Origin of the sequence: Paenibacillus prosopidis (assembly GCF_003337375.1) — a bacterium.
GTDB lineage: Bacteria > Bacillota > Bacilli > Paenibacillales > Paenibacillaceae > Pristimantibacillus > Pristimantibacillus prosopidis.
Genome location: NZ_QPJD01000016.1, coordinates 112,605 through 133,370 on the forward strand (window position 1 = coordinate 112,605; position 20,766 = coordinate 133,370).

At 46.9% G+C, this 20,766-nt stretch carries 21 protein-coding genes; 4 read left to right on the top strand and 17 right to left on the bottom strand.

What is annotated here, in order from left to right; all coding sequences use genetic code 11:
• Positions 1 to 257 precede the first annotated feature (257 nt).
• Genes DFP97_RS22915 through DFP97_RS22925 form a run of 3 tightly spaced genes read left to right on the top strand, consistent with a single transcriptional unit; the run spans position 258 to position 4,215 of the window.
• The gene (locus DFP97_RS22915; RefSeq protein WP_114382701.1) at positions 258 to 1,856 is read left to right on the top strand and encodes a spore germination protein; all 1,599 of its coding nucleotides are present in this window, start codon (positions 258 to 260) and stop codon (positions 1,854 to 1,856) included.
• Between the two features lie 15 nt (positions 1,857 to 1,871).
• Positions 1,872 to 3,098, top strand: coding sequence for a Ger(x)C family spore germination protein (locus tag DFP97_RS22920; protein WP_114382703.1), 1,227 nt, complete (start codon positions 1,872 to 1,874; stop codon positions 3,096 to 3,098).
• Positions 3,099 to 3,117: 19 nt separating this feature from the next.
• Positions 3,118 to 4,215: a GerAB/ArcD/ProY family transporter gene (locus tag DFP97_RS22925; protein ID WP_114382705.1), complete on the top strand. Its 1,098-nt coding sequence runs from the start codon at positions 3,118 to 3,120 to the stop codon at positions 4,213 to 4,215.
• A gap of 3 nt (positions 4,216 to 4,218) precedes the next feature.
• On the opposite strand, the gene DFP97_RS32430 is transcribed toward DFP97_RS22925, so the two are convergent.
• The 10 genes from DFP97_RS32430 to DFP97_RS22975 all read right to left on the bottom strand — a co-directional run bounded on the left by DFP97_RS32430 (position 4,219) and on the right by DFP97_RS22975 (position 12,133).
• On the bottom strand, positions 4,219 to 4,452 hold the full coding sequence (locus DFP97_RS32430) for a YczF family membrane protein (RefSeq protein ID WP_114382707.1): 234 nt from the start codon (positions 4,450 to 4,452) through the stop codon (positions 4,219 to 4,221).
• A 530-nt stretch (positions 4,453 to 4,982) separates the two neighbouring features.
• A complete protein-coding gene (locus tag DFP97_RS22935; RefSeq protein WP_114382709.1) occupies positions 4,983 to 5,633 on the bottom strand; it encodes a hypothetical protein in 651 nt (216 codons plus the stop codon).
• 222 nt (positions 5,634 to 5,855) lie between these two features.
• On the bottom strand, positions 5,856 to 6,725 hold the full coding sequence (locus DFP97_RS22940) for an NAD-dependent epimerase/dehydratase family protein (RefSeq protein ID WP_245976552.1): 870 nt from the start codon (positions 6,723 to 6,725) through the stop codon (positions 5,856 to 5,858).
• A 63-nt stretch (positions 6,726 to 6,788) separates the two neighbouring features.
• On the bottom strand, positions 6,789 to 7,049 hold the full coding sequence (locus DFP97_RS22945) for a metal-sensitive transcriptional regulator (protein ID WP_114382713.1): 261 nt from the start codon (positions 7,047 to 7,049) through the stop codon (positions 6,789 to 6,791).
• Positions 7,050 to 7,226: 177 nt separating this feature from the next.
• Complete coding sequence (locus tag DFP97_RS22950) at positions 7,227 to 7,451, bottom strand: sulfurtransferase TusA family protein (protein ID WP_114382714.1); 225 nt, start codon at positions 7,449 to 7,451, stop codon at positions 7,227 to 7,229.
• A gap of 34 nt (positions 7,452 to 7,485) precedes the next feature.
• Positions 7,486 to 8,073, bottom strand: coding sequence for a sulfurtransferase TusA family protein (locus DFP97_RS22955; RefSeq protein ID WP_114382716.1), 588 nt, complete (start codon positions 8,071 to 8,073; stop codon positions 7,486 to 7,488).
• Between the two features lie 17 nt (positions 8,074 to 8,090).
• Positions 8,091 to 8,870, bottom strand: coding sequence for a sulfite exporter TauE/SafE family protein (locus tag DFP97_RS22960; protein ID WP_114382718.1), 780 nt, complete (start codon positions 8,868 to 8,870; stop codon positions 8,091 to 8,093).
• A 111-nt stretch (positions 8,871 to 8,981) separates the two neighbouring features.
• Positions 8,982 to 9,464: a DsrE/DsrF/DrsH-like family protein gene (locus tag DFP97_RS22965; RefSeq protein WP_114382720.1), complete on the bottom strand. Its 483-nt coding sequence runs from the start codon at positions 9,462 to 9,464 to the stop codon at positions 8,982 to 8,984.
• A 26-nt stretch (positions 9,465 to 9,490) separates the two neighbouring features.
• Complete coding sequence (locus DFP97_RS22970) at positions 9,491 to 10,642, bottom strand: MBL fold metallo-hydrolase (protein ID WP_114382722.1); 1,152 nt, start codon at positions 10,640 to 10,642, stop codon at positions 9,491 to 9,493.
• A 228-nt stretch (positions 10,643 to 10,870) separates the two neighbouring features.
• On the bottom strand, positions 10,871 to 12,133 hold the full coding sequence (locus DFP97_RS22975; RefSeq protein ID WP_245976554.1) for an MFS transporter: 1,263 nt from the start codon (positions 12,131 to 12,133) through the stop codon (positions 10,871 to 10,873).
• 542 nt (positions 12,134 to 12,675) lie between these two features.
• Here DFP97_RS22975 and DFP97_RS22980 point away from each other — a divergent pair.
• Complete coding sequence (locus DFP97_RS22980) at positions 12,676 to 13,287, top strand: 3'-5' exonuclease (protein ID WP_114382724.1); 612 nt, start codon at positions 12,676 to 12,678, stop codon at positions 13,285 to 13,287.
• Here DFP97_RS22980 and melA read toward each other — a convergent pair.
• The 7 genes from melA to DFP97_RS23015 form a co-directional block, all read right to left on the bottom strand.
• Complete coding sequence (gene melA / locus DFP97_RS22985) at positions 13,284 to 14,780, bottom strand: alpha-glucosidase/alpha-galactosidase (RefSeq protein WP_114382726.1); 1,497 nt, start codon at positions 14,778 to 14,780, stop codon at positions 13,284 to 13,286. The two genes, DFP97_RS22980 and melA, sit on opposite strands and share 4 nt — an antisense overlap.
• Positions 14,781 to 14,919: 139 nt before the next feature.
• Entirely contained in the window at positions 14,920 to 15,822 is a 903-nt protein-coding gene (locus tag DFP97_RS22990) for an AraC family transcriptional regulator (protein ID WP_114382728.1), read from the bottom strand.
• Between the two features lie 33 nt (positions 15,823 to 15,855).
• Entirely contained in the window at positions 15,856 to 16,578 is a 723-nt protein-coding gene (locus tag DFP97_RS22995; RefSeq protein WP_114382730.1) for a nucleoside phosphorylase, read from the bottom strand.
• 4 nt (positions 16,579 to 16,582) lie between these two features.
• A complete protein-coding gene (locus DFP97_RS23000; RefSeq protein ID WP_114382732.1) occupies positions 16,583 to 17,257 on the bottom strand; it encodes a sulfite oxidase-like oxidoreductase in 675 nt (224 codons plus the stop codon).
• Positions 17,258 to 17,281: 24 nt separating this feature from the next.
• Positions 17,282 to 18,205 (bottom strand): ABC transporter permease, encoded by a 924-nt coding sequence (locus DFP97_RS23005; protein ID WP_114382734.1) that lies wholly within the window; start codon positions 18,203 to 18,205, stop codon positions 17,282 to 17,284.
• Positions 18,189 to 19,256, bottom strand: coding sequence for an ABC transporter permease (locus DFP97_RS23010; protein ID WP_114382735.1), 1,068 nt, complete (start codon positions 19,254 to 19,256; stop codon positions 18,189 to 18,191). Before DFP97_RS23010 ends, DFP97_RS23005 begins: the two co-directional genes overlap by 17 nt.
• Positions 19,249 to 20,748 carry an ABC transporter ATP-binding protein gene (locus tag DFP97_RS23015; protein WP_114382737.1) on the bottom strand — a complete coding sequence of 500 codons (1,500 nt, stop codon included), beginning with the start codon at positions 20,746 to 20,748 and terminating at the stop codon, positions 19,249 to 19,251. Before DFP97_RS23015 ends, DFP97_RS23010 begins: the two co-directional genes overlap by 8 nt.
• Between the last annotated feature and the right edge of the window lie 18 nt (positions 20,749 to 20,766).

The following is a 20,766-nucleotide window of genomic DNA, read 5'->3' on the forward strand; positions in this document are numbered from 1 at the left end:
CAGAAGGGAAAGCGATCTTCTTGTTTTTATAGCAGCTGCTATTATGTCCGCACAGTTTATCTATTTGGTCTATTTCACACAAATAGCGAATCTTATGTCTGCATCCGCATAGGCATGACTTGGCGGCCTGTATATTCAATCATAGATTCTCACAATTACCAGTTAGCCTCATGAATTGCATAAGTCATGTTCTTTATTCCATGAATAAAAAAAAGCAAATGAGGAAAAGTATGGGTATACCTTTTGGGGGTTATCCTATGAGCTTCTTTCGGAACGAATCAAAGAAAAATAAAAAGCAATCGCATGACCAAAATGAAAACACCGACTTGAGAAAATCAGGAAACATCCCCCTTTACTCTGATTTGAATGCCAATCTGGATAAAATCAAGAGCGAACTCGGGAATAGCTCCGATCTGATCATTCGCCACTTTGAGCTTGGAAGCTTCCAAGCTCAGGCGGCTGCTGTTTTTGTTGACACTTTGATCGACAATAAGCTAGTCGACGAGTTTATTTTGGGATCGTTAATGATCAATACCGCCCAAGAATCACACAATAATATAGAAGCGGATAAATCGGTCTTTGATTTTATTAAAGACAATGCGAGAACTATTCGAGAAGTACAAGTTGTGACGAGCTGGAATGAACTCATCATGTCCGTTTTTTCTGGGGACACCGTTATCCTTATTGACGGCTGGGCCCAAGGAATTAGTGGCAGCACGAGAGGTGGAGAATTCCGGTCCATCACAGAGTCATCCTCACAAGTGGTTATCCGCGGACCTAAGGATGGTTTTACGGAATCCATCAGCACGAATATATCTCTCGTTCGTCGCCGGATTAAAAGCCCGAATTTATGGTTGGAGCACATGAAAATCGGCGATGTAACCCAAACCGATATCGGGATCATGTATATCAAAGGAATCGTTAACGATAAGCTAGTGAAGGAAGTGAAGGATCGGCTCCAAGCTATAGAAATTGATGCGATTTTGGAGTCAGGATATATCGAGGATTTGATACAGGATGAAACCTTCACCCCGTTTCCCACCATGTTGAATACGGAGCGTCCGGATTCCGTGGCGGGTAACTTATTAGAAGGCCGGGTTGCTATTTTTATTGACGGTACTCCGTTTGTTCTCGTAGCACCAACAACCTTTTTCTCATATTTCCAATCGGTTGAGGATTATTATCAGCGCTTTGATATAGGTTTTGCAATTCGATTATTAAGGTACTTAGCTTTTTTCATATCGCTGCTAGGCCCCTCTATCTATATAGCGGCCATTACCTTTCACCAGGAAATGATCCCGACGGCCCTTCTGATCAGCTTGGCGGCGCAAAGGGATGGAGTTCCTTTTCCCGCCTTCGTGGAGGCGGTTATGATGGAAATTACGTTTGAAATATTACGCGAAGCCGGCGTTCGAATGCCGCGTGCGATTGGTCAAGCGGTTTCCATTGTCGGTGCGTTAGTTCTCGGACAAGCCGCCGTGCAAGCAGGGATCATATCTGCTGCGATGGTTATCGTAGTCGCAATTACAGGTATCGCCAGTTTTGCTGTCCCGGTTTTCAATTTGGCGATTTCCGTTCGTTTGCTCCGGTTTCTAATCATGGTCTTTGCTGCCTCGACAGGTTTCTATGGAATTGCGATCATCATGATTATGATCATCGGTCACTTGTGCAGCTTACGTTCTTTTGGGGTTCCCTATATGGCTCCCTTTGCACCGTTTAATCTACCGGACCAAGACGATGCTATTCTCCATTTCCCCTTGTGGGCGCGTTTGACACGCCCCCATTTAACTGGCAAAAAAAATAACAAACGAATGAAAAATCATTTGGCACCCACACCTGGACCAGAAGAAAAGTAAGTGAGGTGATTCTATATGAAAGCTAAGCGGGTAATGTTATACCTTTTGATTTTAGGAATAATGATATCGCTAACCGGTTGCTGGAATGGTCGGGAATTAACAAAATTAGCCTTTGTTTTAGCAATGGGTATCGATAGGTCTCCCAAAACAAATGAATATAAGGTTTCCTTTCAAGTCGTTATTCCAGGATCTGTTGCAACAGGCATTACCGGAGGCGGGGGGACAACTACGCCTGTAGTAATATATACAGGAAAAGGAAATACGTTGTTTAGTGCTATTCGAAATGCATCCAAGAGGGTTTCGAGGCAGCTATTTTTTGCGCATTTACAGCTGGTGGTGATCGGAGAGGAATTAGCGAAACAAGGCATTCAAGACCTATTTGATTTTTTTGAACGGTCTAAGGAACCACGTCTTACCACCTTGGTATTGGTCGCTAGAGGAAGCGAAGCCAAACCGATTATCAGCACGCTTACCTCATTGGAGAAAATCCCGGCAAATTCCGTTTCCGGTAAAATAAAAATGTCTTCCACCCTTTTATCTGAAAATTTTGGAATCGAGATTTATGATGTGCTTAGAGGCTTGGTAAACGAAGGCGAACCGATCATCAACGGCGTTAAACTTACCGGCGATCCGGACAAAGGAATGGAAAAATCAAATGTGGAAAAGACTCGTTCGGCAGCCGAGGTCATTATTCAAGGTATGGCAATTTTCAAAAATGGAAAATTGAAAGGCTGGCTTGATAATGGCGAAGCGCGTGGAACGACATGGATTCTCAATAAAATGAAATCCACTATTGTTGAACTTGATTGTAAAAAGAAAAAAAATTCCATAGGAGTAGAGATTATTCGCTCTTCGACAGAACTTCATGTGGAAGTAAAAAATGGGGAACCGCTCTTCCATATCCATATAAAGGAGGAAGGAAATCTGAGTGAGGTTCAATGTCCAATCGATCTAAGTAATGTGACTGTTATAGGCGATCTAGAGAAAGATTGGGAAATAAAGACCAAGAGTGAGGTCATGTCGGCTGTAAAGGCAGCCCAAAAGGAGAAAAGCGATTTTTTGGGCTTTGGCGATGCTGTGAAACGGGCCGACCCCAAGCTATGGGAGAAAATAAAAACGGATTGGAGCGGGATATTCGCTACAAGTAAGGTAGATGTTAAGGTAGACGCGTACATACGCCGCGCGGGCATGCGACTGAAGCCTTATATGTCAGAGCAAAAACAAAAAGAGAAACGACAGTAAAGGATGGTGTGCATCGCAAATGGAAAAAGCCAGAATTAATGCAAATCAATTATTTGCCATGATCTTTCTGTTTGAAATCGGCACAGCTATCGTGCTGCCCGTCGGGTTTGCCTCCGTACAATCCGTATGGATGGCCATTCTTATCGCTTTAGTATTCGGCATCGGTTTATATCTGATTTACGACTATTTGTACCGTGAATATCCCAATTTACCCCTTAGCGGTTATATCAAAGCCATTCTTGGAAAGCCGATCGGTTGGGTCGTGAATCTGTCTCTTCTCCTGTTCCTTATCCATAATGATGCGAGAGTTTTACGGGAAACCTCTGAGCTGCTCGTCACTGCTTCCTATGACATGACCCCCCTGATCGTCATTAGCGCCTTAATGATTGTGGCCGTTATTTATGTACTGAGCAAGGGTGTAGAAGTCATTGCGAGAGTAGCTGAAATATACTTTTTGATCTTCTTGTTTTTAGGTTTATTAGGCTTTATTTTCATATTATTTTCGAACATCATTGAAATAAAAAATTTATTTCCGCTGCTAAGTAAAGGATGGAAACCGGTATTTCAAGCTGCTTTCCCTAGAATTACGATGTTCCCTTTCGGTGAGACCATTTCGATTGCAACGATTCTGCCTTATTTGAAAAAATCTGTTACCGGTAGAAAAACAGGGATATTCGCGCTCATCGCAAGCGGTCTCATCTTAAGCTTTTCCCATGCCATCGAGATTTGCGTGCTCGGACCCGATATTTACGCGAGATCGACGTTCCCGCTGTTTTTGATGATCACGCGGGTTAATATTGCTGACTTTGTGCAACGGATGGATGCTTTCGTTATTCTCGCTCTAATTATCGGCGCATTCTTTAAGTGCGCGATTCATATGTATGCTGCAATGAGTGTTGCTGCAGATATGTTCCATATGGAGATACGAAAGATGGCTTTGCCCGTAGGAATTACCATTCTTGTAGCCTCGATTATGTTAGCAAGCAACTGGGCGCAATTCCTCGCAATGGGGAAAGAAGTGATTACTAGCATTCTAATCCCGATATATGGAATGTATCTTCCTATCTTTCTGGTGATCGTTCATCTGATTCGGAAACGATTGTTCAAAAAAAGTTGAGGGCTACTGCTTTTTGTGGTTATTTATCGTTTTTTTTATAAAAGAATACAACTGAGGGATTATCATAAATGAAAATAATACAGCCATTGTGACATACTCAGAACTCGTCGTAATGGTAAAAGGAGGATACAAATTTTTTATCGTTTTGGAAAGCCGAAGCCCTAATATTTTTTCAACAAGGAACGCATAGCCTATACTTGATCCAAGGATAAACATGAAAACAAACCATATTCTCATTCAAATAAACCTCCCTTAGAGGGTTGCAAAATGTTTGTTTCCGTAGGGTTCCCAACTAAACGGAAGAGTACTCGCGGTTGCCGTTAGGTCTTTAATCACGAAACTTCACCCAGTTTGCATTCTCGCCCCTAATAATCCGATATGGCGCAAAATCAGCGCAAGGCTTCATTCGGACCCCCAAAAAAGCAACAAGCCCTATGATAGCTTTCTGGATTTAAACCTGAACACAAAAAAAGGTCCCGCGGATCTTTCCCACGAAACCTTTTTTTACCGATACTTTGCCGCGCATCCCTTAGCGTAAGAAATCGGCGGCAAGATCCTTATTTAGAATCTTCTTGCTCCTGCGCCAAGTGATTGCTCTGCAATCTGAATCAATGTTCGTGTAATGTTACCACCAATGTGAAGTTATTCACCTCGCACTTTGCGACATTGTATCCCCCAAGGGACATACCTCCAACTCAGGCCCTCCAGAGTGTTCATACTCCATAGCCGGAAACGTCATGAACTGTAGATGCAGGTGTTCAACAGATTTAACCAGGGAACACTCTGCCCACAATCATATTGAACTGATTCAAATACATACTTAAATCTCCACGCACCTGCTCTTCATTGGCATAAAAACGCAGGTAATTGAAAAAGTTAGGATTTGCACTAATATAGATCCTTTTAATATGAGCAGGCATATATTTTGCCGCATCCCGGCCGATCGCCTCAAGCGATCTTGTAGGTAAATTCCCGCTTTGACTAATCCAATCAACTTGGTTAATCATTTCAGGTTCCTCGAGAAAATTGTCAGCGGTTTTTTTATTTACACGATGATTCAGTATCCCCTGCGAAGCTTTTGAATTGGGGTTGTGCCCATCTGGGATAACAGTCAGATAACCGTTTGCCTCGGTCAATAATACATAAGCGGACTGGATTCCTGGATGCTGAGCTAATATGCTTTCCGCTATCTCCGGATGAAACGCAAACGTCTTGGGTAAATGATCGTTATCCAACACCAAGGTGCGCAAACCTGCATTTTCAGTACCCTTGCGAAAATCCTGCTCTTTCGTCCAATTCGGTGTCACAATAAGCTGTTGATAGTTAACCGGCTCGTTGCTTGTACAACCTACCAATATCATCAAGATATAAATCCCGGTAACATAAAGGTATTTAACGAGTAGCTTCATAATGTTCATCCTAAGAATCCTCCAAATTTTTGAAAATTCACTTGATTAGGATGAATCACTAGGATGAAAATTATACGGGAACTACCTCGTACGCACGATTCTAACCATAGAGAAAGAAGAGATGAGAAGAGAATGAGGTCATGAGCGCTTGACGAAATCGAATAAAAATAAGCCAATCAGACCGCCGAAGGCTAATCTGAATTGGCTTATTACATTCGTATTTTATACGCCTTATTGTTCCATGAAGTAATGCTGCTGTTTCCAGCCGAGCACTTCCTTGATCTTAATATTCGACAGAAAGCTGGCTCGTCCAGGCAAGTGTTGGGCGTATTCAGCAAGCTCAGGCATAAACCTTCGGATGAGCTCTTCACTGGAAAGATCGGATGAAGTATCGTCGGCCGCCAAAATAAGCGATTGTGCGCCGAGCCCATCTTTCTCCATAGCCAATCGGCAGGCAGCCGCCATATCCCTGACATCGATATAGCTCCATAGAATGCGAATTCGTTCTTCCGGATCAGCAAAGGTCTGTTTTACTCTTGGATAATCTTCCGGTTCCAGGATATTTGCCAAACGGAAGGAAATGACCTGCATACCTGTTCTTCGATGGAAAGCTTCCCCTGTAATTTCATTAACCATCTTGGATAATCCATAGCTATCCTCGGACAATTGTGGATGGCTTTCATCAATCGGCAGGAAATTCGGCGCGAAAAACTGACTTGCAAACACAATGCCGTATGATGATTCGCTTGATGCGAGCACCACCTTGCGGATATCGAGATTAGCGGCAGCCTCCAAGATGTTATAGGTATTCATTACATTATTGCGAAACGTCACGTCATTGGGATAAATAAACGCTTGAGGTATCGCGGCGAAGTGAATTACCGCTTCCACAGGCTGCCTATCCCTAACATTATATTGCGATAAGGCATTGTGAATCTGACCTAAATCGTTCAAGTCCAGAATCTGTGTCTGGCATAGGGGTACTTCTGGCAGCTTCCAATCCAAATTCAATACCTCATACCCTTGCTCGACCAACTCTTTCACAATCCATTTGCCGGCTTTTCCGCTTCCGCCGGTCACGACTATTCTCTTTTTCATCATACCCCGCTCCAATTCAATGTAAACGTATCCAACAATATCGAAAAAACTTTCGCTCCCTACGTATTAACGGCTTTTTATTAATAATTCCATAGCTTCTTTGACCACTTTTCCGGTATCTTTGCCCGCCTCTATTTCTTCTAGAATGCACTTTTCCAAGTTTACCGCTACAATATAAGCAATGGCCTTATCTGCTGCGCTACGAATGGCGGACAGCTGACTCACCACATCCTTGCAATGTTTCTCCTCTTCCATCATGTTCAGAACTCCACGAGCTTGTCCTTCAATCCGTTTCAGACGTTTCTTAACATCATCATCATACTTCATCCTTACACGCTTCCTTTCCATTCGGTATTTCATATTGTAGTTTCCACGTTCTGCATACCCTGTGGAGTATAAATGAATTATATACCCTGCCGAGTATTGAGGCAATGCGGATAGAGTTTTATTGAAAGAAGCTGTCACTTTTAGTGACAGCTTCTCTTAATGGCATCGTATCATCAATCAACCTTTTTTTACGATAAAGGTAAACACACCATTCACTTCATGAGATTCCACAAGCTCATGCTTCGATTGATTCACCCATGCTTGAAAATCCTTCATCGAGCCTTTGTCTGTTGTTTGCAGCTTCATAAGCTGCCCCGTTTGTAAGGAATCCATTCCTTTCTTCGCTTTAACAATCGGCATCGGACAAGCAAGTCCTTTTGCGTCAACAATAAGATCAGCCATTTTATATACTCATCCTCCATTTTTTATTAATCAACTAGTAGTCTTCTTTTTCAATGGAACCCAACCATTCAGACATGCCCGGCTTCGTATTTTTCACTTTTTTGAATCCCTTTTCAGATAATAATTGGCATGCCATGTCACTCCGGTTGCCCGTTCGGCAAACGACAATATATTCTTGGTCCTTCGAAAGCTCGCCAATCCGTCCCTCCAGCTCCCCGAAAGGCATCGATATAGCGCCGGGAATTCGTCCGAAAGCATATTCCGCCGGTTCGCGGACATCAAGAATGTTGAGATTTTCTCCAGCCTCCAGCTTTCTTTGAATTTCCTCATTGGTAATGGCATGCGGGTATTGAATCTCTTTTTTTATTTCCGACGCATCCGCTTTTCGGATGAAATGACGATACACGCCCTTTACTTCTCTCAAACCAACATACTGATGACCGGTGCGTTTAGCCCATCCTTGGAGGTCGGCAACGGAGCCTTTATCCGTAGCGCTTATCTCCAGCACCTCTCCTGCATTCATTTCGTCCATGGTCTTCTTGGTGCGAACTACCGGCAGCGGACACGCCAGTCCTTCGCATTCCAAGAAACGATCGACTTTTACGGTTGACATAAAGCGCATAACCTCCTCATTTCTTATTAAGTCAAGATATCCAGCCAAATTTTGACGACGGTGGATACAATTAGAGCAGCTAAAATCCATTGCAGCAGCTTAGCCTTTAAATTCTTACTGATTTTAGCCCCTACGGGAGCAGCGATGGTACTTGCTATAACCATAACAATCGACGGGACAAGGAGCATATGTCCTCCCATCAGCTTCCCTGCAGTCGAGCCAATGGAGGAGACAAATGTAACGGCTAAAGAAGAAGCTATGGCTACACGTGTCGGTATTTTCAGAATAACCAGCATAACAGGTACTGTAATAAAAGCGCCTGCTGCACCGACGATTCCCGAAACGATCCCAATGATAGCCGCGAAGAAAGCGGCGAGCGGTTTATTGAACGTCAGCTTGGCATAGTCCATATCCTCCTTTCCTTTTTTCGGGAGAAACATCATAAACGCTGCGATAAGCGCCAGAACTGCATAGGTGGTGTTAATGAAGGAGTCGGATAAAAATTTGGAGCCATACCCCCCAATAAAGCTTCCTAATACAATAGTTGACCCCATGATGACAACGAGAGATTTATTGATGTAGCCTCCTTTACGGAAGGCAAACATACCTGCAAGTGTCGCAAAAAAAACTTGAACCGCACTGATCGCCGATACCTCCTGAGCGGTAAATGCGGTGAAGCCCAAGAATGGCGGGATATATAGAAGCATAGGATATTTGATTATGGAGCCGCCAATACCAACCATACCAGAGATTAATGACCCAACGAATCCAATAGCGAGTAACAGGATGATCCATCCATAATCCATGACTTTCTCCTCTCTAAGTTGAAGTCCGTTTCAAGCGAAACTTATTTACCATTACCCGTATGGGTATATAAAAAGGCTAAAAAATTTTATTTATTACTGCTCCATCACCCGTCAAATAAACAAGTTCACCCTTGCATCTGCTGCATCCCCTAAATAGGCAGCGACGCCGGCATATTCAAGACCATCAAGTAATTCTTCCTGCTGAAGCCCTAACAGATCCATCGTCATTGTGCAGGCAACCATTCTGACGCCTTGCTCGCGTGCCAATTCTATCAGCTGTGGTAATGAGAGTGCATTATGCTTTTTCATTACATGCTTTATCATTTTGGGACCCAAGCCTCCAAAGTTCATTCTGGAGAGGCCCAGCTTGTCAGCGCCACGGGGCATCATACGCCCGAATGCCTTTTCTAACCAACCTTTTTCGTTAGCAACATCCTGATCTTTACGCAGCGTATTTAAACCCCAAAAAGTAAAGAAAATAGTTACTTCATGATCATAGGCCGCAGCACCGTTGGCAATAATAAAAGCAGCAATCGCTTTATCTAAATCACCGCTAAATAAAACGATCGTTGATTTTTCCTTGCTCTCACTCATTTATTCATTCCTCCTAAAAATGTTATTTAATTATCGTGAACGGCACAACGATTAGGACCAATCTCCATCTCACGTTGTTCTTCATTCGAAGGGGTGATTTTCCCCATATTGGTTTGTCTTATTTCTTGATAGGCATTGGGTTGAGACGGCAAATTCTCCGTTACTGTTTTTCTAAACTCTGTATCATCTTGAATGTTTAATCCAAAGTTTTCGCGATACAAGTCACCCAAACGTGCTGCTACCTTTCCTCCTCCACCTAACTCGGTCGATTTACCAAAGTGTGCAGGAAGTACGATCAGATCCTCTGATAATTGTTTATATCGGCTGTACAATGTGTTTCGTAGATCACCCACCCAATCTTCGGCTTTTCCAGCCAAATCAGGACGACCAATCGATTGAATAAATAAGATATCCCCCGATAGTAAATATTTATCGTCAACGATTAACGAAGTGCTGCCGATCGTATGACCCGGCGAATAAACAGGCTGAATGTTGATCTTCGTGTTGCCAACGGTAATATCCGCATTCTCCTCAAGCTTATGATAATCAAATACGACTTCATCCGCGTCTTTTGGCGGCAGCCAATAAGAAGCCCCTGTTAACTCAGCTAATCTGCGGCCTCCCGAAATGTGATCTGCGTGAAGATGCGTATCAAGGGTATGTTTAATAACCGCATTGTTCTCTTTGGCGAAGTTCTCAAATACTTCCGTCATACGAAGCGTATCAATAATTGCCGCTTCTCCATCCGAAATCACCATATAAGAAAGGCAGCCTTTGCCGATACGCACGAATTGATAAATGGAGCCTCCATCTTTTAAATCGCCGATTTTTACAGGCTCCAAATGCTCGCTCCAGGATTTCATTCCTCCCACAAGGTAAGAAACATCGGACCTTTTCTGCTCAATCAATTGCTCGGCAACAAATTTCGAGGAACCTTCTTTGGAGCAAACAACCAATACTTCCTGATTGCCCGGCATTTTTTCTAGAACGCTATCCACGCCGTCAAGAAGCTCAAAATAAGGGATATTAATGGCCTGAATCTGATTGCCTTCAATTTTCCAATCGTTAAAATCCTTCTCATTACGTACATCCAAAATAAATAATGGCTCATTAGCGAAAATTTTCTTCGTCAGCTCTGCTGCTGTCATTCCTCTTAATTGAACTGGATTAGTGCTCATAATAATCCCCTCTCAATAATGTTTATACATATACCCCTATAGGTATATTGATACTTTAAATGAATTTGTTCCACTCGTCAATCCCAAAAGATTGATTCTAACCATGCGTGAAATCATTGTATGGATTGGACAGACCTGCGCAAACGAATAAGGGCTGCCCCTCAGATCTTTGCAGATCCTTCTTGGACAGTCCCTTAAACCAAACCTATTAAACCTGAGTTTTATTCGTTATTCCTCCTCAGCGCATTGCTTCTCCTTAATTAGAAGCACTAGCAAATACTGCAGCGCAGCCATCATGAACAACACGAGCGGCATCCAAGCGGATTGCAGATCTCTCGCGAGCAGGATAAGCAGCGTAATCGACAGCACCCTTCCCGCGTTCAGGAACAGCTCCCGCATAACGACCGATTCTACGCGCAGCTGGCCTTTGAGCGGCAGCGTACCGATTAACCGGTAATAATAAGAGGTGAGCGTATTCACCGCAAGCGGATTGCAGATCGAGAATAATATCATAAACAGGGCGACGGACCAAAACTCCACTTGAATAAGCAGCATTGCCGATCCAATCGCGACGCCTGTTGTCGACATGAATACGTATTTGCGTACATGCTCCTTCTGCGCCTTCCGCGAAATGACATATCCTGTCGCGACGGTTAGCGAGGAGAAGAACACGCCCAAGTAACCGACCCAATCCTCGCGTCCAACGGTTTGAAACAGCATGATATTAGGAAGGAACAGCATAATTCCTTGAAACAAACCTAACACGAAGAAGCTGTACAGCGCCTTCAGCCAGCGGCGGTTTTTGTGCATGACGAGTCCCATGAATCGCAAATAATAGGCTTTATGATGCGATTCAATTTTAGGAATCCGGAAACTGATGAGAGCGGCGATGAGAAACATTATGAAGGCCAGCATGAAAATAAAGATGTAACCCTGCAGCCCTTCGCTCCTCTGGATAATATAACCTGCAAGCGCAGGCCCAGCGAGCCCCGCCGAATTGAATACAATCATGTTCATTGCCAAGAATCGGATGCGGTTCGCTTCTGTCGATACATCATATTGAATAACCAAGTAGCCGGTCCAGTATAACCCCGCTGCGATCCCGTTGAATATAGCGAACCATATGTAATATTGCGCTACTTGTTCCTGTGCGATGATGACCATGAAGTAAAAAATGGCGATCATGACGATACCGAGCCTGTATGTCACCATCCGGTCCCGCCGCTTCGAGATCCAGCCTCCGATTGCGAAAGCAAATGGGGTCAGTACAAATACGACAATGTTGTATATGCCGTTGACGGTTAAATCTTTTGTCAGCCGCCATAAATACAGGTTTAGGAATAATCCCGACATGGAGGCGCCAAACTGAAAGCAGAAATGGATAACTAACGCGGTTACCGCGTCCTTTCCGAGCCGTCGTTCAGGCGGAAGCGGCGCACCTTTCAACATGTTCCATCTGGCCGTAAAATTCGTTCCCGTCTCCGTCCGCATTTGCAGCATCCCCCGCTGTTCATCAACTGATAACGTTGTCTTTTTGTTCATTTTATCATATGGAAACGAATTGGCATCCGCTCAAGAAAGCGCTCTCTTCCTCAAAAATGTCTCTCTCCTCGCATATGAAGCTGCCCAGGAATCGTATTCTTTGTTTTTGTCCATTGTTCGCTCGATTAGACGCCTATACTAGACTTGTAAACTGGAAACGAAGTCTTTTTCTTACTTACGTATATCCTGCTCCCTTAAAATCACAAACTAAACCAATCGCTTCGAGAGGAGGGAATAATCCATGGCTAAGCAGCAAGGTCACGCGACCAAAAATACGACAACGAAAAAGTCAGATAAGAAAGGCAACGCATCCGGCAACAACCACTAACCGTTTCAACCATTCAATATAAGCGCAAACGACCCATAGCCGGCTCCTGCTGGAGCGGAAATGGGTCGTTTCCAATGCGCAATTAAAGGTTTATCGCCATTTTTGTAGAATAACTAGCAATGAGAGACTGCCTCTTATTACTAGAAAAAGTGGTGAATCAACAATGAATATCCATTCTTATACGGTAATCGATTTTGAAACGAGCGGACTCGATCCAAAAAAAGACCGGGTCATTGAAATGGCGGCAATCCGCTGCGTCAACGGAGAAATTGCGAGCGAATTTAGCACGTTAGTTCGCTACGATGGCAAGCTGTCACCGAAAATTACCGAGCTGACAGGAATAACGGATGACATGACGGCAGGCGGCATGGACGAGGACACCGCATTCCGCATTTTGAACAGAATGCTCGGAGATCATATCCTTATTGCCCACAATGCTTCGTTTGATTTAAGCTTCCTGCATCATTCCCTGCTTAGAATCGCGGGCCGGTCGTTTCAAAACAGCTTTATCGACACGTTAACGCTCAGCCGTGCCAGGCATGTTTATCCGCATACGCTTAAGGATATGTGCAACAGATACGATATCCCGCTCATAGGCGGGCACCGCGCTTTGAACGACGTCATCGCCTGCTGGGAGCTTTTCCGCAAATTGGACGAGGAGCAGCCCGTTACCGACCATTTGAACAAGCTGGCTTACCTGAAAAAATTCGGCCCTCCGGCTTGGAGCCCGCCCGGGGCGAGGCTCGAAGCCATTGAACTTAAGTATGCGCGTTAGACGCGCTCTTTGCCTTTATCCGATTCGCCAGCGTTTTTATTAGCCGCCTCGCGGTCCTGCTGCATCTCTTCAACCGTCTTCACCTTCAGGCGGGCAGCGCCTTGATAATCACGAGTAGGGAGCAGCGGGCCTTCCGTTAAACGCTTCTTAGCTGCAGTGATTGCATCCGCATATTGCGGCAGCCACTGCTCCTGCGCCACCAGCATTTCGTCAACCATTTGCCATATTTCGTTGGGATTACATACAGCACCTACTAATGGATCCATCATGAACGCTTGCCGCAGCAGCTTATCGTCGCCGTGGATCGCAGCTTCAACAGCGAGACGCTGCACCGAAATACTCACATTGCACACGGCTGCTGCTCCGAGCGGCAGGTCGCCGACCGTCGGCATCGATATGCCGTTACGATCGACATACCCCGGCGCTTCGATGATGGCATCTGCAGGTAAATTCGCGATAACCCCTTTATTCACCACATTGAAATGACCGCGGTACACGCGTCCGGTTTCCAAGCCTTCAATGATGTACGAGCCATGCTCATGGCTGCGAAGCTCGCTCTTGAATTCATTCGCCGGGTCCTTCATCCAATTTGGAAAATCAGTCTCGAACCAATTGCGCCCCTCTGTGCACACTCGCAAATAACCGCCGGTTTCTCCGTTAATCCACGAGCTTAAGTCGATCCAATCGTTAATTTCCTCAGGCCGTTTGCGGTACCAAGGCACATACTCGCTCAAATGTCCGTTCGACTCGGTGCTGTAGTAGCCAAAGCGGCGCAGCATATCGATACGTACCTTCTCGGTGCGGCTGAAATCCGGATGCTTCTCGAACGCTTCAAGCAGCTTGCCTGTTAAGTCCTCGCCGTTATGCTTGATCTGGATATACCATGTTTGATGGTTAATACCCGCGCAAATAATATCGACCTCTTCCTGCTTCAGCCCGAAAGCTTCAGCGATTTGCCAATGTCCGCCCTGCACCCCGTGACATAGCCCGATCGTCCGTACGCCGCCGTACTTATTGCACGCCCAAGTCATCATCGCCATCGGATTCGCATAGTTGAGAAGCAGCGCATCCGCTGCGGCAACCTCGCGGATGTCGCGGCAAATATTCATCATTTCCGCTATGCCTCGTTGACCATACATAATTCCGCCAGCGCTGAGCGTATCGCCTACGCACTGGTCGACGCCGTATTTGAGCGGAATATCAACATCGGTCGCAAACGCTTCAAGCCCGCCGACGCGAATGGTACAAATGACGTACTTCGCATCCTTCAATGCTTCCCGCCGATCCGTTGTCGACTGGATAGCGATGGACAAGCCGTTCTCGTGAATGTCCCGTTGGCACAGCGCAGTCACCATCTCCAAATTATGAGCATTAATATCTGTAAACGCGACTTCAATGTTTTGGAATTCAGGCACTGCAAGCAAGTCGCGCAGCAAGCCTCGTGTAAAGCCAATCGAGCCTGCACCGATAAATGTAATTTTAAAAGAAGACATGTCAATCAACCTCCGATTATCGTTTGATAGGATTGTTAACTCTCCTCTACATTGTAGCAACGATAAATCGGAAGCGTTATCAAAATTGTGACTATCTGATCGCGGAAGTGTCAGAAATCGTCACTTCCACTTTCCTCGTTTAACCCCCTGCTGTCCAACTGCTGGTATTGAACGAGTTGCGGTAAGCGATCGGCGTCTGATTCGTATACTTTTTGAACATCGCATGAAAATATTGACGGCTTCCCACGCCTACATAATCACAAATGTCCGCAATGGCGACATCCGTTTCCCGCAGCAGCATTTTCGCTTTCTCCATCCGCAGCTCTGTCAAATAACCGGTTAACGATTTGCCAAGCTGCGCGCGGAACAAACGGTGCAAATAGCCGGGATGCAGGCTGACCGCAGCTGCAATATCCTTCACCTGAATGTCTTGATCGTAATTATGATGCATGTATTCGATCGATTGCTTTACGTACAAGTCTGCCGGATTTACGCCCTTCGCCATCGTGTCACTATATATGCGGGCGATCGTTACGATCAGCTGGGCAAACAACAGCTCGGTTTTCACATTGTTGCTCTTTCCGCGGCTGTCCAGCTCGATCACAAGACTTTTGAGTACCTGGTAGAGCTCACTTGGATCACGCATAAACAAATAGGAGGACGGCTCTGTGATCAATTTGGCCACAAAATCGTCCTCCAATGCAAGCTGCCGCATAGAAGGAAACGCCGTCATACGCTCCCTGAAGTCAAATTCAACGTTAAGCATGCGGCAGGGACCGCGCTCGTCGACGATGAGCCGATGCGGCACATTAGCATCCAGAATGACAAATTCACCCTTCTTCAGCGTCATTGCCCGTACAGCGTCAGTCGTCGTATCCTGAAGCTCGATCCCGCAACCACCGGAAATAACGTACATGATTTCAATTGAATCATGCGTATGAAAGCTCATCGAATAATCCGCCCACTGCTTAAAATAATAGGCAAATACATGCGGATATAAATCTCCGGCCATCCACTCCGGCTTAAACAGCGTTCCGCTCACATTCGTTTCCTCCCTGCTTAGCAACAACATAGATTACACAGATGCAAGCTTGAACACAGCGCGAAGGGCCGTGTTAATTTCCCGTTCCACTGCATGGTCAACGACGTCCGTATGCGGATCATAGACATCGGCAAGGTCCGAATCCGCATAACCGTCGATAGCCAAGATAGCTCCTGCACGCACGCCGCGCAGCGATGCAATGATAAACAGTGCAGCAATTTCCATCTCCACCGCAATCGCACCGGCCTGCTTGAATTGACGATGCGGTACTTCGACGACACCGGTGAAAAAGGCGTCAAGCGAAACGGTAATTCCCTTCTTCACGATGCCTTCGCTTTCAAGCGCCGCGACATAAAGCGCCTCGGTTATTTCAAAGTCCGCGACAGCCGGAAATCCGGCAGGCACCAGCTGATGCGTCAATCCCTCCGCGCGAACAGCAGCAGTACTCACGACCAGGCTCCCCGCAGGGTGATCTGCCGAATAAGAGCCGGCTGTTCCGACCCGAATCAGCGTTTTCACTCCGCCGCGAATAAGTTCCTCGAAGCATACCGCTGCACCAGGGGAACCAACGCCATGGCTTACTACTGCCAGCTGCACGCCATCATATTCTCCGACAAATGTCCGGTATTCACGGGCAAAGGCAAGCTCGCGCACGTTGGCCAGCTTACGGGAAATGACTTCTGCACGCCGCGGATCGCCGCATACGATTGCATATGTCGGCAGATCTTCCGGATTAACTTGCAAAATAGGCAGCATCTAATTAATCAAACTCCTTCTTCATCCATTCATCCTCGGGCATTAAGAACTCATCGCTGCTAAAGCGCTCTTCCTTGAACGGATCCGCATAATTGTGAAACCCGTTGCGCTCCCAGAAGCCGGGACGGTCTTCCTTCATAAATTCAATGCCTCTGATCCACTTCGCGCTCTTCCAAAAATAAAGATGCGGAACGAGCAGCCTAAGCGGCCATCCGTGCTTATCCGTCAATGGCTCTCCGTCGAAGCGATGCGCAAGCAGCACATCTTCGTGAAGTAAATCCTCTAGCGGCAAATTAGTCTCGTAATCCTCATCCGCATGAATCATCACATAACGCGCTTCCGGTTTTGCACCCAGCAATGGCAGCAGATCGGCAAACTTTACGCCTTCCCACTCCGTGCCCAGCTTCGACCAACGCGTTACGCAGTGAATATCGCATAAGGTCTTCGATTGCGGCAGCGCCATCAGCTCCTCGAAGCTGAACGTACGCTCCTGCTCAACCTCTCCGAACACGCGCAGCGACCAGCTGTTTAGATCGTAGAGAGGAACCTCCCCCTCATGCAAAATAGGAAATCGTTCCGTCACCGTCTGACCCGGCGGCACGCGATGCGCAAGCTCAGGCGCGACCTCCGCTATTTTCACCGATGTTATTTTTCTCAGACGCTCTGCTTTGTTGTGCATCGTGTTAACCTCCTATATCTATACTTATCTGGAGCTCTCGTTCGATTTACGAGCTTCCTGGATATAACCTTTATCTTTGAAGAATAACATAGCCGCGATCGTTACGATATAAGGCAGCATCATTGTAAAATGAGTCGGCATCGCAAAGCCCTGCAGCCTTATGCTGAGCGCGTCCATAAATCCGAACAGCAAGCTTGAAGCAGCAACGCCGATCGGGTTGGACTGACCTAACATCGTCGCGACGAGTGCGATAAACCCTCTACCGGAGGTCATGCCTTCCGTAAACATCGTCACATTGCCAAGGGAAAGCTGCGCGCCTGCCAGACCGCAAAATACACCGCAGATGAGAACCGCGCCATATTGAATGCGGGATACGTGAATACCAAGGCTCTTAGCAGCCGTAGGGTTTTCACCCGCGGCAAGCAGGCGGAAGCCTGTTACCGTTTTGAACAAAAACCACTGCAGCAATATGACGAGAAGCATAGATAAATAGACGAGCGGTGAGTGGCCGGACAACACGTCTCCAAGCCACGGAATGTCCTTAATGACCGGTATATCCCATTTAGGGAGCCCTACCATATCCTTGTTATCGTAAGCGCCCTTCACATCGAAAATGGCACGCAGCGAGAACGTTGTCAGACCAAGCGCGAGAAAGTTAAGCGCAATGCCGACTACGATGACGTTCGCCTTCAAATGGATACTCATATAACCGAATAAAATAGAAAATAACAGCGAGCACACAATCGCGAATAGCACCGCAGCAAAAATATTGCCGGTAAAATGATTGCCGACGATAGCCGAGAATGCCCCGATCAATACGAGACCCTCCAAGCCGACATTAAATAAACCGACGCGGGCACAAATTGCGCCGCCAAGCGCCGCAAGCAAAATAGGCGTAACCATACGAAGCGTGGATGCGAAAAGCGAGACATCAAATAGCTGCTCCATCAGAAGACCTCGCTTTCTTGCGTTTAATGAAAGAATAAGTTAGTTTTGCTGATACGAATAAGATAAGCACCGCTTGTATAATGCTCGATACCTCGAGCGGCACATCCGTATTCCGTTCCATCCCCATCCCGCCGGTTTGCAGCGCGGCCAGCAATACAGCCGCTATCGCCGTTCCGAGCGGATGCGAGCCTGCAAGCAGCGTCGCCATAATTCCTGACCATGCATAACCAGGGGTAGTCAAAGCACCGTCCAAATAGCGATACTGCGTACCCAACACCTCAACGGAGCCTGCCAAACCGGCAAAACCGCCGCTCACGAACATGCTTAGCATCATCAGCTTCCCCCGCTGCACGCCGCCATAACCGGCAAACAACGGATTGCCGCCCAGCATCCGGATTTCATAGCCTTTGACCGTATATCTCATGAATAAGAACAGCAGCACCGCTCCAACCGCTGCAAAAATAAATCCGCCATGCAGGCTCATTCCTTTGAATAGCTTAGGCAGCCATGCCGCCTGATCGATCATAACCGTCTGAGCCATAGCAGCCGAGCCTGTCCGGTCCATCAACGGATAAGAAACAAGGTAACCGGCAAATAACGTTGCGATATAATTAAGAAGCAAAGTCGTAATGAGCAAATTCATACGGAATCTGGCGTCCAGCCAGCCAGCTAAAGCCGACCATATTCCCCCGGAAATAATTCCTGCGATAATAGCTGCCGTCAGCTTAAACCAGCCGGGTCCCGGTAAATAAATGGCTGTTAAAGCAGCGCTTAATGCGCCGAGAACCATCTGTCCTTCCGAGCCCATGTTGAAAAATCCGGCGCGAAACGCAAGCGCGACGCCTAGTCCGATCAGGATGATTGGCGTAGCCCTGCTTAAAGTATTCGTGAAAAAATAAAAGCTTCCGAATGCGCCTTTCCACATTTCAGCGTATGTCTCTATTACCGAGCCGCCGACGATCGCGATCGCAATTGCGCCGGCTGCAAGACCGACGATTACAGCCAAAAGCGGCTGCAGCAGCGAGCGTCCGTATTGTACCAGCTTATCCAACCGCTTTTCCTCCTGCCATTAACAAACTAATTTGCTCCTCCGTAGCCGCATTCGCTGCAAGCTCGCCGACGATCCGCCCTTCGAACATGACCAAAATACGGTCCGACAGCTTTAATATTTCCGTCAGCTCTGATGAAACGAGCAAAATCGCCCCGCGTTCTTCGCGCTTCTTGAGCAGCTCGCCATGAATAATTTCCATAGCGCCGACATCGACACCGCGCGTCGGCTCAGCCGCGATAAGAAACGGCGTATTCTGCGCCAGCTCGCGTGCAACGATAAGCTTCTGCAGATTGCCGCCGGATAAATATTGCGCTTTCGTTGCCAAGGAGCCCGTTTTAATACCGAACCTATGCACCCATTCGGCAACCATGCCGCGGATACTCGATCCGCGCAATATGCCATACTTCTGATGCTTGCCTGCGTGTCCCATCAATCCGTTCTCCGTCACCGTCGCATCCTTCGCGACGCCCCATTGATAACGGTCCTCCGGAATATGCGCCAAGCCGCGATCGCGGATCGTTTGCACGGGAGCGCCTGTCACGTCTGTGCCGCGCAGCTTCACAGCTCCCCCATCCAGCTTCATTAATCCGGAAATAGCTTGTAAAAGCTCCGATTGCCCATTTCCGGATATACCGGCAATACCGACGATTTCCCCTTCGTTCACGCGCAGACTGACATCGTCCAGCAGCGGCTTCGTCTTATCGCCGCGTATCGAGACGTTCGAAACCTCCAGCACGGGCTCGCCCGGAACCGTATCGTTTCGGGTTATATGTATTAAGTCCCGGCCCACCATGAGTCTTGAAAGATGTTCCGCATCCGTGTCAGCAGCGTCAACCGTACCAGTCACCTTACCGTCGCGCAGCACCGTAATGCGATCCGCGACTTCCATAACTTCCTGCAGCTTATGACTGATCAAAATAAAGCTTTTTCCTTGACGCGCTAACGCCTTAATCGCGACAAGCAGCTCTTTCACCTCAAGCGGCGTCAATACGCCCGTAGGCTCGTCCAATATAATGATTTCCGCTCCCTGATGAAGCACCTTCAAGATCTCTACCCGCTGTTGAACGCCGAGTGAGCATTCCCCGATTTTTTGCCAAGGATCCACCGGCATGCCGTATTGTTTGCCGAGCCGCTCGGCTTCCGCCGCTGCCGCCTTACGATTGAAGCCGATCGCCTTGGAAGGCTCCCTGCCAATGACAATATTCTCGGCAATCGTAAAGGAAGGGAACAGCATAAAATGCTGGTGCACCATCCCGATTTTGTTCTGGATCGCATCGGTAGGGCTGGCGAAAGAAACCGTCTTGCCCTCCAGCTTGATTTCGCCGCTTGTCGGACTTTCCATCCCGTACAAAATACGCATCAGCGTCGTTTTGCCGGCTCCGTTCTCGCCGACGAGCGCATGAATTTCCCCTTTGCGCAGCGTAAAATGAACGCCGCTATTGGCGGTCACGCTTCCATATGACTTTGTAATGCTGTTCATTTGCAGCAGCATACAGACGTTCATCTCCCT